The organism is Methylobacterium mesophilicum (assembly GCF_036441335.1).
GTDB classification, from domain to species: Bacteria; Pseudomonadota; Alphaproteobacteria; order Rhizobiales; family Beijerinckiaceae; genus Methylobacterium; species Methylobacterium mesophilicum_B.
Genome location: NZ_MLBW01000015.1, coordinates 172328 through 186053 on the forward strand (window position 1 = coordinate 172328; position 13726 = coordinate 186053).

General features: G+C 72.4%; 15 protein-coding genes and 1 pseudogene. 9 read left to right on the forward strand and 7 right to left on the reverse strand.

Annotation, left to right across the window (positions count from 1 at the left end; translation table 11 throughout):
- The first annotated feature begins 2 nt into the window (after positions 1–2).
- A complete protein-coding gene (locus tag MMR14E_RS10395; protein WP_331314055.1) occupies positions 3–872 on the forward strand; it encodes an amidohydrolase family protein in 870 nt (289 codons plus the stop codon).
- Between the two features lie 22 nt (positions 873–894).
- Here the strand turns inward: MMR14E_RS10395 and MMR14E_RS10400 are convergent, their stop codons facing one another.
- From MMR14E_RS10400 to MMR14E_RS10410, 3 genes are all read right to left on the reverse strand, one after another.
- Entirely contained in the window at positions 895–1092 is a 198-nt protein-coding gene (locus tag MMR14E_RS10400) for a hypothetical protein (protein WP_091682246.1), read from the reverse strand.
- Between the two features lie 68 nt (positions 1093–1160).
- Entirely contained in the window at positions 1161–2480 is a 1320-nt protein-coding gene (locus MMR14E_RS10405) for an MFS transporter (protein ID WP_331314056.1), read from the reverse strand.
- Positions 2481–2596: 116 nt separating this feature from the next.
- Positions 2597–3157, reverse strand: a complete 561-nt coding sequence (locus tag MMR14E_RS10410) for a cupin domain-containing protein (RefSeq protein ID WP_012318079.1) — start codon at positions 3155–3157, stop codon at positions 2597–2599.
- A gap of 167 nt (positions 3158–3324) precedes the next feature.
- On the opposite strand from MMR14E_RS10410, the gene MMR14E_RS10415 reads away from it, so the two are divergent.
- Both MMR14E_RS10415 and MMR14E_RS10420 read left to right on the forward strand, forming a co-directional pair.
- Positions 3325–4659: an aspartate aminotransferase family protein gene (locus MMR14E_RS10415; RefSeq protein ID WP_331314057.1), complete on the forward strand. Its 1335-nt coding sequence runs from the start codon at positions 3325–3327 to the stop codon at positions 4657–4659.
- A gap of 348 nt (positions 4660–5007) precedes the next feature.
- Complete coding sequence (locus MMR14E_RS10420; protein ID WP_331314058.1) at positions 5008–6069, forward strand: SDR family oxidoreductase; 1062 nt, start codon at positions 5008–5010, stop codon at positions 6067–6069.
- A gap of 7 nt (positions 6070–6076) precedes the next feature.
- Here MMR14E_RS10420 and MMR14E_RS10425 read toward each other — a convergent pair whose 3' ends face one another.
- Positions 6077–7369 carry an ArgE/DapE family deacylase gene (locus MMR14E_RS10425; protein ID WP_331314059.1) on the reverse strand — a complete coding sequence of 431 codons (1293 nt, stop codon included), beginning with the start codon at positions 7367–7369 and terminating at the stop codon, positions 6077–6079.
- Between the two features lie 100 nt (positions 7370–7469).
- On the reverse strand, positions 7470–8360 hold the full coding sequence (locus tag MMR14E_RS10430) for a LysR family transcriptional regulator (RefSeq protein ID WP_331314060.1): 891 nt from the start codon (positions 8358–8360) through the stop codon (positions 7470–7472).
- Between the two features lie 125 nt (positions 8361–8485).
- Between MMR14E_RS10430 and MMR14E_RS10435 the strand changes: the two genes are divergently transcribed.
- The 6 genes and pseudogenes from MMR14E_RS10435 to MMR14E_RS10460 all read left to right on the forward strand — a co-directional run.
- Positions 8486–8884 carry a nitronate monooxygenase gene (locus tag MMR14E_RS10435; RefSeq protein ID WP_331314062.1) on the forward strand — a complete coding sequence of 133 codons (399 nt, stop codon included), beginning with the start codon at positions 8486–8488 and terminating at the stop codon, positions 8882–8884.
- Positions 8827–9588 (forward strand): nitronate monooxygenase, encoded by a 762-nt coding sequence (locus MMR14E_RS10440; RefSeq protein WP_331314064.1) that lies wholly within the window; start codon positions 8827–8829, stop codon positions 9586–9588. The genes MMR14E_RS10435 and MMR14E_RS10440 overlap by 58 nt, the downstream gene beginning before the upstream one ends.
- A 111-nt stretch (positions 9589–9699) precedes the next feature.
- Positions 9700–10338 (forward strand): L,D-transpeptidase, encoded by a 639-nt coding sequence (locus MMR14E_RS10445; RefSeq protein WP_331314066.1) that lies wholly within the window; start codon positions 9700–9702, stop codon positions 10336–10338.
- A 211-nt stretch (positions 10339–10549) separates the two neighbouring features.
- Positions 10550–11035, forward strand: a complete 486-nt coding sequence (locus MMR14E_RS10450) for an SRPBCC family protein (protein WP_012318087.1) — start codon at positions 10550–10552, stop codon at positions 11033–11035.
- Positions 11036–11235: 200 nt separating this feature from the next.
- A complete protein-coding gene (locus MMR14E_RS10455) occupies positions 11236–11580 on the forward strand; it encodes a hypothetical protein (RefSeq protein WP_331314067.1) in 345 nt (114 codons plus the stop codon).
- Between the two features lie 95 nt (positions 11581–11675).
- Positions 11676–11912 (forward strand): annotated as a pseudogene (locus MMR14E_RS10460) (flavodoxin family protein); the annotation flags it as partial.
- A gap of 19 nt (positions 11913–11931) precedes the next feature.
- On the opposite strand, the gene fdhE reads toward MMR14E_RS10460, so the two are convergent.
- Complete coding sequence (fdhE, locus tag MMR14E_RS10465; RefSeq protein ID WP_331314068.1) at positions 11932–12927, reverse strand: formate dehydrogenase accessory protein FdhE; 996 nt, start codon at positions 12925–12927, stop codon at positions 11932–11934.
- Positions 12928–12930: 3 nt separating this feature from the next.
- Complete coding sequence (locus MMR14E_RS10470; protein WP_331314070.1) at positions 12931–13653, reverse strand: formate dehydrogenase subunit gamma; 723 nt, start codon at positions 13651–13653, stop codon at positions 12931–12933.
- Positions 13654–13726: the final 73 nt, after the last annotated feature.

The window sequence follows — 13726 nt, forward strand, 5'->3', positions numbered from 1 at the left end:
TCATGTCCGAGATCCGAGACTGCCCCGCCCCGGACCCGCATCCGCAAGGCCCGACCCGCTACGCCGTGCCCGAGGGCGCGGTCGACACGCACGCCCACGTCATCGGCCTGCCGCCGGACTATCCCCTGGTGGCGGACCGGAGCTACACGCCGCCGGCCGCGCCGGCCGAGCGGTACCTCGCGATGCTCGACGGGACCGGCATGGCCAACGGCGTGCTGATCCAGGTCAGCGTGCACGGCACCGACAACCGGCTGATGGTCGAGACGCTGCGCGCCCACCGGCAGCGCCTGCGCGGCGTCGCGGTGATCCCGCTCGGCCTGCCCGACGCCGAGCTCGCCGCGCTGAAGGAGGCCGGCATCGTCGGCCTGCGCCTCAACGTCCTGTTCGGCGGCGGGGTCGGCCTCGACGCGGTCGAGGCCTACGGGGCGCTCGCCCGCGAGATGGGCTGGCACCTCCAGTTCCTGCTCGATGCGCGCGAGCTGCCGCCGATCGCCGGCCGCCTCGCGCGGCTGCCCGTGCCACTGGTCTTCGACCATATGGGGCACATGCCGACCTCGGCGGGCGTGGACCATCCGGGGTTCCGGGCGCTGCTCGGCCTCGTCGCCGACGGCAACTGGGTGAAGCTCTCGGGCGCCTTCCGGGATTCCGTGACCGGGCCGCCCTACGCCGACACGATCCCCTTCGCCCAGGCGCTCAACGACGCCGCGCCGGAGCGCTGCCTCTGGGGCTCGGACTGGCCGCACGTGGCCGCCTGGGACGGGCCGCCGCGGACGCGGGAGCTCCTCGACCTGATGGCCGACTGGGTGCCGGACGCGGACAGGCGCCGGATGGTGTTCGTCGACAACCCGCGGCGGCTCTACGGCTTCGGCTAGGCGCGCGCGGGGCGCGCGCCGGTCAGACCCGCAGGTCGACGCTCTGGCCCTGTCCGGGAGGGGCCGGCGGGCCGGCGCTCGCCGCCTGGGCGGCGCTGTCCGCCACCAGCCCGGCGACGGCCTTGTCGGCCGACAGCTGCTGCTTGGCGACGGCGATGCCGATCTGCTGGTTCTGGGACGAACCCAGCATCTGGACGGCGGCTGCGGCGATCGAATCCATGCCGCCGATCCTAGACCACCGGTCTGAATGCGGCGTTACCCGGATCCGGCGCCTTTGACCGGTCGCGCTCACCCGTCGAGGAAGCCCCGCTGCCGGGCCCGGTAGCCGCCGATCGCCGTGACGCACAGGAACGACACGCCGGCCAGCGCCGTGCCGAACACCGCGATCGGCCACCAGTGGCCCTGGAACCGCTCGGCCAGCACGGTGCCGACGATCGGGGTGAGACCGCCGGCGAGCGCGCCGCAGAACTGGTAGGCGATGGAGATCGCCGTGTAGCGCACCCGCGTCGGGAAGGCGCCCGCGAGGTAGCCGGCGATCACCGCGTAGAAGGTCGCGCTGCCGATGACGTTCAGGGCGAGGCCCAGAACGATCAGCGGCACCGACTTGGTCTCGACCAGCCAGAACAGCGGGTAGGGGGCCAGCATCGCCCAGACCAGCGTCCCCTGGAGGAACAGCCGCTCGTTGCGGATCACCTCGGCGATCCGGGCCCCCACCGGGGTCATCACCAGCTGGACCACGGCGGCGATCAGCAGGGCGTCGAGGATCGTCGCCCGCGCGATGCCGAGATACTGCGTGGTGAACGCGATCATGAAGGTGTTGAACAGGTAGACCGAGGCGATCGCGAAGGTGTTGGCGCCCGCCGCCAGCAGCACCGGCTTCAGGCAGGTCGTCAGCACCTCGCGCACGGGCGCCGGCGGCGGCCCGCCGGCGGCCCGGGCCTTCTCGAAGGCCGGGGATTCCGCGACGCCGAGGCGGATCGCGAGCCCGACGCCGAGCAGCAGGATGCTGACGAGGAACGGCAGCCGCCAGCCCCAGGCCAGGAAGCTCTCCTTGTCGAGGAGGCCCGCGAGCCGGAAGGCCAGCAGCGACAGGATCTGCCCGGCGGGGCTGCCGAGCTGAGCGAAGGAGGCGAAGAAGGTGTTGCGTCCGGCCGGCGCGTGCTCGGCCGCCATCAGCACGGCGCCGCCCCACTCGCCGCCGACCGCGAGCCCCTGGATCAGCCGCAGGACCACCAGCATCACCGGCGCCCAGATCCCGATCGACGCGTAGGTCGGCAGCAGGCCGATGCCGGAGGTCGCGATGCCCATCATCACGAGCGTCGCCACCAGGGCGCGCTTGCGCCCGAACCGGTCGCCGAGATGCCCGAAGATCAGGCCGCCGAGCGGCCGGGCGAGGAAGCCGACCGCGAAGGTCCCGAAGGCCGAGAGCGTCGCGATGTAGGGGGACTCGGTCGTGAAGAAGAGCGGCCCGAACACCAGGGCCGCCGCGGTGCCGTAGATGAAGAAGTCGTACCACTCGATCGTGGTGCCCACGAAGGCCGCCAGCGCCGCGCGCGCCGACTGGTTCTGTCCGGGCCCGGCGGCCGGGGCGGCTGTGGTGACGGCCATCGATCCTCGCGCGGCATTATGAATTCAAACGCCGCCCTGCATGCGCCAGTCGGCCGGCCGACCGCAACGCCCGCACGCGACAGGCGGGGTGTTTCATCCGAAAGTCGCGCTCCGCCTCAGAAGCTCGGCGGCGTGCAGGCGCTCACCACTTCGCAGGGGTTGGGCCCGACGCAGCGGAACCGGTGCGGGCGGCGGCTGTCGAAGCTGTAGGCGTCGCCGGGGCCGAGGATCCGGCGCTCGGCGTCCACCGTCACCTCCAGGCGGCCGGAGAGGACGATGCCGCCCTCCTCGCCCTCGTGGGAGAGCGGCACCCGGCCGGTATCGGCGCCCGGCTCGTAGCGCTCCTTGAGGATCTGGAGCTTGCGCCCGAACAGGCTGTCGCCGACCTGCCGGTACGAGATCGCCCCCTTGGCGGCCCGGCGGCCGATCTCGGTGAGTTCCTCGGCGGCGAAGAACGCCTTGCGCTCCGGCTCCGGCTCCAGGGCGAAGAACTCGGCCATGCCGATCGGCACCCCGTCGAGGATCCGCTTCAGCGCGCCGACCGACGGGTTCACCCGGTTCGCCTCGATCAGCGAGATCGCGGAGTTCGTCACGCCGGCGCGCTTGGCGAGCGTCCGCTGCGACAGGCCGTGGCGGGCGCGCACGAAGCGCAGCCGCGCGCCGACATCGATGCTCATCCGGCCGGACCCCGTTTCAGGTGTTGCGGATCCCGCAACGGTGCCACCCGTGGCCCCGGTCCTGCAAGGGGTTGGCGGCGACCAGAAAAGGACTTGTTGCCCGATCGGCGAAGGTGTCCCCTTGTCCCGCCGCCCGATCCGCGCCGCCCGCCCCGGAGAACCGCCCCATGACCGACCATCCGCTCCGCAACACGCCCGCGATGGACGCCTTCTGGATGCCGTTCACGGCCAACCGCCAGTTCAAGGCGGCGCCGCGCCTGCTCGTGTCGGCCGAGGGCATGCACTACACCGCCGACGACGGCCGCAAGGTCCTCGACGGCTCCGCGGGGCTCTGGTGCGTCAACGCCGGCCACGGGCGGCGGGGCATCGCGGCGGCCGTGGAGCGCCAGCTCGCGACCCTCGACTTCGCCCCGACCTTCCAGATGGGCCACCCCGTCGCCTTCGAGTTCGCCGAGCGGCTGGCCGAGATCGCTCCGGGCGGGCCGGACAAGCGCCTCGACCGGGTGTTCTTCACCAATTCCGGCTCGGAATCGGTCGACACCGCCCTCAAGATCGCGCTCGCCTACCAGCGGGCGATCGGGCAGGGGACGCGGACCCGGCTCGTCGGCCGCGAGCGCGGCTATCACGGCGTCGGCTTCGGCGGCCTGTCGGTCGGCGGCATCGTGTCGAACCGGCGGGTCTTCCCGCAGCTCAACGGCACCGACCACCTGCGCCACACCCACGACCCGGCCCGCAACGCCTTCGTGAAGGGCCAGCCCGAGCACGGGGCGGAACTCGCCGAGGACTTGGAGCGGCTCGTGGCGCTGCACGGGGCCGAGACGATCGCGGCCTGCATCGTCGAGCCGGTGGCGGGCTCCACGGGCGTGCTGATCCCGCCGAAGGGCTATCTCGAGCGCCTGCGCGAGATCTGCACCAAGCACGGCATCCTGCTGATCTTCGACGAGGTCATCTCCGGGTTCGGCCGCCTGGGTGCGCCCTTCGCGACCGACTTCTTCGGCGTCGTCCCCGACCTCGTGACCAGCGCCAAGGGCCTGACCAACGGCACGGTGCCGATGGGCGCGGTCTTCGCGAGCCGCGCGGTCCACGACGCGCTGATGCAGGGTCCGGACGGGATCGAGCTCTTCCACGGCTACACCTATTCCGGGCACCCGATCGCCTGCGCGGCCGGCCTCGCGACGCTCGACATCTACCGGGAGGAGGGGCTGCTCACCCGCGTCGCCGACATCGCCGACGACTGGGCGGCGGCGATCCACGACCTGCGCGGGCGCAAGAGCGTCGTCGACATCCGCACCATCGGCCTCGTCGCCGGCGTCGAGCTGGCGCCGCGGCCGGACGCGCCGGGCAAGCGCGCCTACGACGTGTTCGTCGACTGCTTCGAGCGCGGCCTGCTCACCCGGGTGACCGGCGACATCATCGCGCTGTCGCCGCCGCTGATCATCGAGCGCGGCCAGATCGGCGAGATCGTGGACATCCTGGGCGCCGCGATCGACCGCGTCGCCTGAAAACTCTCGATCCGCGTTTCCAAGGGGCGAGCCCTAAGCTGCTTATGATGAACGCGCATTTCCCCTCCCCCTTGTGGGGAGGGGCAGGGGTGGGGGTGGTTCAGGATTGAGCGCAACGGTGCCTTCTGCGCCACCCCCACCTCCAACTCCTCCCCACAAGGGGGAGGAGAGCGCGTCTGGTCGGTATCCCGCCGGCCCGAAATCACCTTAACAGGGGCGGGCCTCGACCTTTCGAAACCGCGCCTGGAGCCCTCCGCATAGGTGCCTGTCCCACACGGCGGGGTTGTCGCGACACCGCCCGTGCCCATCTGCCCGGGACCCGGATTTGGGCCGGGCACGAGGGTTTCCATGTCGAACACCGCCCTGATCGTCGGCGCCAGCGGGATCGTCGGCAGCGCCACGGCGGCGCTGCTCCATCGAGAGGGCTGGCGGGTCGCGGGCTTGGCGCGCCATCCGGTGCGGCAGGACGGTGTCGAGCCGGTGGCCGGCGACCTGCAGGATCCGGCCTCCCTGGAGACGGCGCTGGCCGACCTCGCACCGAGCCACGTGTTCCTGGCGACCTGGCAGCGGCGCCCGACCGAGGCGGAGATGATCCGCGTCAACCGGGCGATGGTCGAGAACCTGCTCGACGCGCTCCGGCCGAAGAGGAGCGTCCGCCACGTCGCCCTGGTGACCGGGCTGAAGCACTATCTCGGCCCGTTCGAGGCCTACGGCAAAGGCACCCTGCCGCAGACGCCGTTCCGTGAGGAGCAGGGCCGCCTCGACATCGAGAACTTCTATTACGCGCAGGAGGATGCGGTGTTCGCGGCCGCCGAACGCGACGGCTTCACCTGGAGCGTGCACCGCCCGCACACGATCATCGGCAAGGCGGTGGGCAACGCCATGAACATGGGCACGACGCTCGCCTGCTACGCCACCCTGTGCCGGGAGCTGGGCCGCCCGTTCATCTTCCCGGGCTCGGCCGCGCAGTGGAACGGGCTGACCGACATGACCGACGCGCGGCTCCTCGCCCGCCAGCTGCTCTGGGCGTCGACCGAGCCCAAGGCCGCCAACGAGGCGTTCAACGTCGTCGACGGCGACGTCTTCCGCTGGAGCTGGATGTGGGGCCGGATCGCCGACTGGTTCGGGATCGAGGCGGTGCCGTTCGACGGCACGCACCGGCCGCTCGAGCCCCGGATGGCGCAGGACGGCCCGGCCTGGGCCGGGATCGCGCAGCGCTACGGTCTGGCCGAGCCGAACCTCGAGAAGCTGGCCTCACCCTGGCACACGGATGCCGATCTCGGCCGGCCGATCGAGGTCGTCACCGACATGAGCAAGAGCCGGCGGCTGGGCTTCACCGCCTACCAGCCGACCGACGACGCGTTCTACGACCTGTTCGCCCAGCTCCGCGCGGACCGGCTGATCCCCTGACGGCGGCTCACGCGGCCCTGCGCTCGGTCCCGCACCACTCGGCCACGAACAGCGCCATGGCGGTCGTGATCCGCTTCACCGAGGCGAGGCTCACGCGCTCGTCGAAGCCGTGGATGTTCTGGGAGGTCGGGCCGTAGCAGAGGGCCGGCACCCGGTCGTAGAGGGCGTGGACCCGGGTATCGAGGTAGCCCGCGGTCATGAAGCTCTGGAGCGGCGACCCGATCGCCCGCTCGTGGGCGCGGCCGAGCACCGCCTCGGCCTCCGAGCCTTCCTCCAGCACGTAGCCCTCGGCGAAGAAGCCGTTGAAGACCACGCGCGGCGGGCTGTTCGCCAGGAACGGGTCGGTGCGGGCGAAGGACGCCACCGCGGCCTCGATCTCGGCGGCGGCCTGCGCGGCGCTCACGCCCGGGTAGAGCGCCACCCGGCAGTGGATCCGGCACCAGGCCGGGACCGAGGAGGCCCAGTCGCCGCCCTCGATCTTGCCGATGTTCAGGTTGATCGGGTGGTCCTCGGTCTCGAAATGCGGGTGCGATGCCTTCTCGGCGTTCCAGCGGGCCTCCACGTCGCGCAGCGCGCCGATCACCCGGTAGGTGGCGTCGATGGCGTTGGCGCCCGCGCCCATCTCGCGGACATGGACCGGCACGCCCCGCACCTCGACGGTGAACCAGAGCACGCCGGTGTTGGCGCGGACGAGCTTCTCGTCCTCCGGCTCGGGGATCAGCACCGCGTCGGCCCGGTAGCCGCGCAGGTGGGTCATCAGGGCGCCGTTGCCGGTGGATTCCTCCTCGACGACCGACTGCACCGTCACGGAGGCCGCCGGCTGGAGGCCGAGGCGGGCGAGGGCGTCGAGGGCGAACAGGTTGGCGGCGTGGCCGGCCTTCATGTCGCCGGCGCCGCGGCCGTACATCCAGTCGCCCTGGATCACGGGATCGAAGGGCCGGTGGGTCCAGAGGTCGGCGGGTCCCGGCGGCACCACGTCGACATGGGCCTGCAGGATCAGCGAGCGGCCGGTCTCGGTACCGGGTCGATGGTGGCAGACCACGATCGGCGCGTCCGAATGGTGCGCGGCGTCGATCTTCGAGCCGCCCGGATGGGCCGCGATGGCGGCCCGGTCCATGGCGAAGCGCTCGGTGGCGTAGCCGCGCGCGCGGAACTGGTCGAAGACGTAGTCCTGGCAGGCATGCTCCTCCCCGCGCAGGGACGCGAACCGGACGAGCGCCTGCGTGTGGGCGACCTGATCGGCGAATCCCTCCGCCACGGAGGCTTCGATCTCGGCGGCGAGGGTGGGGTCGAGGGCCATGGGAACTCCGAACCGTCTGCGGCCGGGAGGAAGCGCCCGGGCCCGGGCAGCTGTCAACCGGCGGTTGCCGAGAGCATGGCGCGTGCCGGAACCGGGAGGTTCACGGCGCGTGCGCGACGGCCGTTCGGACCTGCTCGGCGAACCGCGCGAAGGCCGCGCTCGGCCGGTCGTCGGCGCGGTGGACCAGCAGGGTCGGGACGTGTCCCTCCCCGTCGGGTACGGGGTGGACCGAGACGCGGCCGGCGCGGTGCGCCGGGTCCGCCACGGCGCGCGGCACCAGGGTCACGCCCAGGCCGGCCGCCACGCAGCCGAGGATGCCGTCGAGGGTGCCGAACTCCATGCGCCGCACGTGCACGAGGCCCTGGCGCCCCAGAAAGTCCTCCAGGCGCCTCCGGTACGAGCAGCCGGCCCGGAACACGAGCACCTTCGCGTCGCGCGCCCGGGCCAGCCGGTCGAGCAGCGCCGCGAGGTCGCCGACGGCCGGGGGCGCCACCAGAACCAGCTCTTCCGTGAAGACCGGGATCCCGACGAGGTCGGCCTGCGCGACCGGGCCGGCCACGAAGGCCCCCTCCAGGCTCCGGTCGAGGACCCGGGCGATCAGCTGCTCGGTCGGGCCGGTCTCCAGCTCGATGTCCACCTCCGGGTGGCGCGCGGCGAAATCCGCGAGCGGGCCGGGCAGGCGCAGGGCCGCGGTCGTCTCCATGGCGCCGATCCGCAGGGGTCCGCGCGGCTCGCCCTCGGCCAGCAGGGCGTGGCGCGCCTCCGCGAGGAGCTGCCCGACCTGGAGCGCGTAGGGCAGGAGCCGCTCCCCCGCCCGGGTCAGCGTCACCCCGCGGCTACCGCGGTGGAACAGCGGCACGCGCAGGGCCTGCTCCAGGGCGCGGATCCGCCCGGTCACGTTGGACTGGACGGTGTTGAGCCGCGCCGCCGCCCGCCCGATGCCGCCGGTCTCGGCCACGGCCGCGAAGAACATCAGGTCGGTGCTGTTCATGTCATCTGCTTTTCCGATGCCTTCCTTCTCAAGGAATCATTTTCTCAGCACCGGACGGATCGTTAAGCCTGGACGGGCAGCGCGCGCAACCGCGCGTCCGAGACGTTCCGCGGAGGAGGGGACCCATGGCCCTGAGGACCAGACTCACCGACGCCTTCGGGCTGCGGCACCCGATCGTGCTCGCCCCGATGGACCCGGCCTCGGGGGGCGCCCTCGCGGCGGCGGTGAGCGCCGCCGGCGGCCTCGGCCTGATCGGCGGCGGCTACGGCGACCACGCGACGCTCGACCGGGAATTCGCCCGCGCGGGCAATCAGCGGGTCGGCTGCGGCTTCATCACGTGGTCGATGGCCCGGGACCCGTCGCTCCTCGACGCGGCGCTCGCCCGGTCGCCCGCCGCCCTGATGCTCTCCTTCGCGGATCCCGCGCGGGCAATCAGCGGGTCGGCTGCGGCTTCATCACGTGGTCGATGGCCCGGGACCCGTCGCTCCTCGACGCGGCGCTCGCCCGGTCGCCCGCCGCCCTGATGCTCTCCTTCGCGGATCCCGCGCCGTTCGCCGACCGGGTCCGCGCCGCCGGCGTGCGGCTCATCTGCCAGGTGCACACGCTGGCCCACGCCCGGCGCGCCCTGGAGGTCGGCGCGGCCGCGGTGCAGGGGACGGAGGCCGGCGGCCACGGCCTCACCGCCCGCGGCACCGCGGCCTTCGTGCCGGCTGTCGCCGACCTGATCGCCCGCGAGCGCCCCGAGACGCTGCTCCTCGCGGCGGGCGGCATCGCGGACGGGCGCGGCCTCGCCGCCGCCCTGGCCCTGGGGGCCGACGGCGTCCTGATGGGGACGCGGTTCTGGGCCACCCGGGAGGCGCTGATCCATCCGGCCGCGAAGCAGCGGGTCCTCGCCGCCACCGGCGACGAGACGATCCGCACGCAGGTCTACGACATCGCCCGCCAGCGGGCCTGGCCGGCGCCCTATACCGGGCGGCTCCTGCGCAACGCCTTCATCGAGACGTGGCACGGCCGCGAGGACGCGCTGCGCGCGGCCTCGGCCGAGCGGCGCCGGGACGTGGAGGAGGCCGACGCGGCCGGCGACTACGATGTCGCCAACGTCACGGTCGGCGAGGCCGTCGGGCTGATCGACGATCTGCCGGGCGCCGGCGACCTCGTCCTGCGCATCGCCGAGGAGGCGGAGGCCGCGATACGGCGGATCTCCGGCATGGCCACGGCGGCGCCCTGACGGCGCTCAGCAAAGCGTGACTACGCAGGGTTGCCGCGGACCGGAACCTCGGTGTTGCCGACGGCTTAGCGTGACGGCAAACCGTCGCTGTCTTTCCAGTCGGAGTCGCTCATGCGTATCGGTCTGATCTCCGTCCTGTCCGGGCTCCTTCTGTGCGCGGGCATCCCCGCGACGGCCAGCGCCGACGTGCTCGTCAATGTCGACAAGTCCGCGCAGCGCATGGAGGTCTCGGTCGACGGCCAGCCGCGCTACTCCTGGCCGGTCTCGACCGGTGTCGCGAGCTACGACACCCCGTCCGGCTCCTATCGCCCGTTCCGGATGGAACGCACGCACTTCTCGAAGGAGTGGGACGACGCGCCCATGCCCTTCGCGATGTTCTTCACGACGCAGGGCCACGCCATCCACGGCACCAACCACGTCCGGAGCCTGGGCCGCGCGGCCTCGCACGGCTGCGTGCGCCTGTCGGTGCGCAACGCCGCGACCCTGTTCAACCTCGTGAAGAGCCAGGGCATGGGCCGGACCCGGGTGGTGATCGAGGGGGCGGATGTCCCGATGGCCGACCGGGGTCAGCGCGGAACCCGCGTCGCCCGGAGCCGCAGCCCCTACGGGCCTGACGACCTGCTGGCGGACAGCGATCAGATGGGACGCCGGTCGGTACCGGCCTATTACCGCCCCGCTTCCCGGCCCGCCTACGCGCCCGCGACGGTCTACGGCTATCCGGCCGACACCGACGAGATGGACGGCTGGTAGGCCGGATCGCGCTCCGGGCCCGGTGTCCGCGGATCGGCGCCACGACCTGCCCTGACGCGCGGCCGGTCACCGACCGCGTTGTGTGACTGCGAAAGTCATGCGCCGCCGCTCCCGCCCATTGCCGAGCGCCACCTCTCGGCCTAGCTCCTGCGCGGCCAACAGAGCCTGCGCGGCCCCTGCCGCGACCTGAGACGGACGGAGACACCCCGAGATGCCCTTCGCTTTCTGCCGGTCCCTTCCCCTTGCCGCCCTGGCGCTCGCCGCCGCCACCGTGCCGGGCTACGCCCTGGAGGTCACGCGCTCGGCCGACATCGCCGCGCCGCCGGCCAAGGTCTGGCAGACCATCGGCGAGTTCTGCGGCATCGGCGACTGGCACCCCGCCATCGAGAAATGCGTTCTGTCGGACAAGGACGGCATGAAGGTCCGCACCCTCAGCCTCAAGGGCGGCGGCACCATCAAGGAGGAGCAGGTCTCCCGCGACGACAAGGTGATGAGCTACACCTACACGATCCTGGAGAGCCCGCTCCCGGTCTCGGACTACAAGTCGACCCTGTCGGTCGCCCCCGCCGGCTCCGGCTCGAAGGTGACCTGGACCGGGACCTTCAACGCCAAGGGCGCCCCGGACACGGTCGCCACCGACGCGATCCAGGGCATCTACGATTCGGGCCTGAAGGCGCTCGCCGACAAGGCGAAGTAAGTCCCGTCACGATTCGGAGCGCGCCGCCGGTGCAGGATGCCGGCGGCGCGCTCCAAGGTCCTGCTGGCACAGCGAAATCGCAAGCCGCCGGCGCTCGGCGTCCCGCGCTCCGCGCCCCCTCGGCATGTGGCCGTGGCGATTGACCCACTGCCAAGCTCGGCTCAAAACCTCGGCGGCGCGGTCCCTCGCGCCCCAACAGGATGATCGCCGTGCCCGCGTCCCGCCTCCCGATGCTCCTCAGCCTCGTCGCCCTCGCCGTCGCGGCGCTGGGCGCCTGCCAGCAGCGCGCCACGCCCGCGGTCACCGAGCCCGCGCCGGTCATCCCGGCCCCCCTGGCCCTGCCCACCGGCAGCGGCTGCGGCCCGGAGATCGCGCGCACCAAGGCGATCGTCGACAGCGACGTGGCCACCGGCAACCTCAACAAGCCGGTGGGCGACCGGTTCAGCGCCGACCTCGCCCATGCCGCCGCGGAATGCTCGGCCGGCAAGTCGGGCGAGGCCCTGCACCTGCTCGCCGCCGCCAAGAGCCGCTACGGCTATCGCTGAGCGGAGGCCGCGCCCGCGGCGGGCTCCGGCGCGATCCCCGGGACCGCGCGCAGTTCCGTGGCGAGGCAATCCGCCAGCAGCCGGACCCGCGCGATCCCGGCTACACGGTGCTGCCGCCCTTCGTCGCCTACCGGGCCGACGGCCTCGACGCGGCCGCGTTCGAGGCCGTGGCCGAGCGCCTGCGGGAGCGGCTGGCCGCGCTCGCGACGACGCCCCCGATCCCGTTCCGGCAGCAGAATGGCGGCGATTATCGGATCCCCAGCATGCAGCTGCGGCCGGGGCTGGAGGCGCCGGGCGCGCGGGGATTCGCCCTCCACCGCGCCGGCGCGTGACCGGCGCGGCCGAGGCCGCTCAGATCACGAACAGCAGGTTCAGTCCGGCGCGCCGGAATCCGTCCTCGGCGATCTTCAGATCGAGTCCGTAGGACGCGATGTCGTCCGCCACCGGGTCGAGGGCCGGCGCGCGGTGCTGGTGCAGGTGCTTGATGTAGCTGTGGCAGGTCGTGCAGGTCTCGACCTGAACGTCCTTCGAGACCTCGTCGAGCCCGTAATAGCTGACGCCCTCGCCGTCGCCGCAGGCGGTGCAGCGGATCCGGACGTGGTTCCAGTACGTGCCGCAGAGCGAGCAGCTGAGATACCGGGCCTTGTCGGCCGGGGTCCAGGAGACGATGACGCTCGCCACCGGCGCGCCGCCGCAGCACGGGCAGACACCGTCCGCCACGGGCTTCAGCGCCGTCCTGTCGAGGCGCGCGGCCTGCTCGGCGAGGCGCACCTGCAGCGCGGCCGAGACGAACACGCACTCGGCGATCCGGTCCACCGGCAGCGCGCCCTCGAAAACCTGGAGGGCGAGATCGAGACGATCCTCCCGCGAGGCGGCCCGCAGGGCATCCCGCGCCGCGCCCGAGGCCTCGGGCGCGGTCGAGAGATCCAGCTCGGCGAGCAGCGCGAGGAGGCACGCGTCGAAATCCGGGTCGGCCTCGAGGCCGTGCCGCGACAGCGGCGGCATGCCGTGCTCGCTCCGCAGCGCCTGATCGGCGGCATCCGGCGCCGCGGGGGCGGGAAACGTCGCCTGGATCACCGCCTGGGCCCGGGCGACCTCGCCGACGAACCGGAGATAGGCCTCCAGCGGGTGCCCGGGCGCGGCCTCCGCCAGGCGCGCGGCCCGGTCGGCGAACAGCGTGGCGGGATCGGGCAGGCGGACGAACGGCACCGAGCCCGAGATCCCGATCTTGTCGGGATCGGGCTTCAGCTCGCTGAAATCCCGGCGGCGGGGCTGGGGCGCCTCGGCTCGTGTCGGGGTCTTCTCCGCGACCGGAGCCGCGGGTTTACGCTTGAAGAAGTTGGCCAAGACTCAGGATCCGCGCTTGTCCACCGAGCCCTGGCGCGCCTTGCCGCCCGCGATCTGCCGGAACCACTTGCGGTGGTGCCGGTAAGCCCAGCCGCCCGTGACCGTGCCGCGGACCATCGCCCGGCCGGTGCCGCGCACCCAGATGCCGGCGTAGATGTGCACCACGATGATCGCGATGGCGATCACGGCGGCCAGCGAGTGGGCGAGCAGCGCCCAGCGCTGGGTCTCGATCGAGGTGAGCCCCCCGAAATAGGTGTTCCAGATCACCAGCCCGGTCACGAACATCACGCCGATCAGCGCGGTCTGGCCCCAGAACACGCCCTTCTGGCCGGCATTGTACTTGCCGAGTTCCGGGAGCCGGTCGTCGCGGTTGGTGACCACGTCGCCGATGTGCTTCGTCCACTCGACATCGTCCTTGTTGGGGATGTTGAGCTTCCAGAAGCGCACGAACAGGAAGAGGAAGCTGACCGCCAGCGCCACGCCGAACCACGGGTGGATCGCCCGGGTCGCCTGCCCGCCGCCGAACAGGCCGGTCAGCGAGAACAGGTAGGGCGTGAACATCGCCAGACCCGAGAGGGTCAGCAGCGTGAACAGGATCGCGGTGATCCAGTGGTTGACCCGCTGCACACCGGTGTAACGCGGGACGTACATCACCTCCGGCGCCGCGGACTTGGCGTGGTGGAGGGGGCGGGGATCGCCGTCCCGGATATCGCTGTGGATCGTCATCGGCCTTCACCTGCCTGATGCGGCGCCGGCCCCGCATCGCCGCGGAGGTGGCTCTGAAATGTAAGATAGGGCG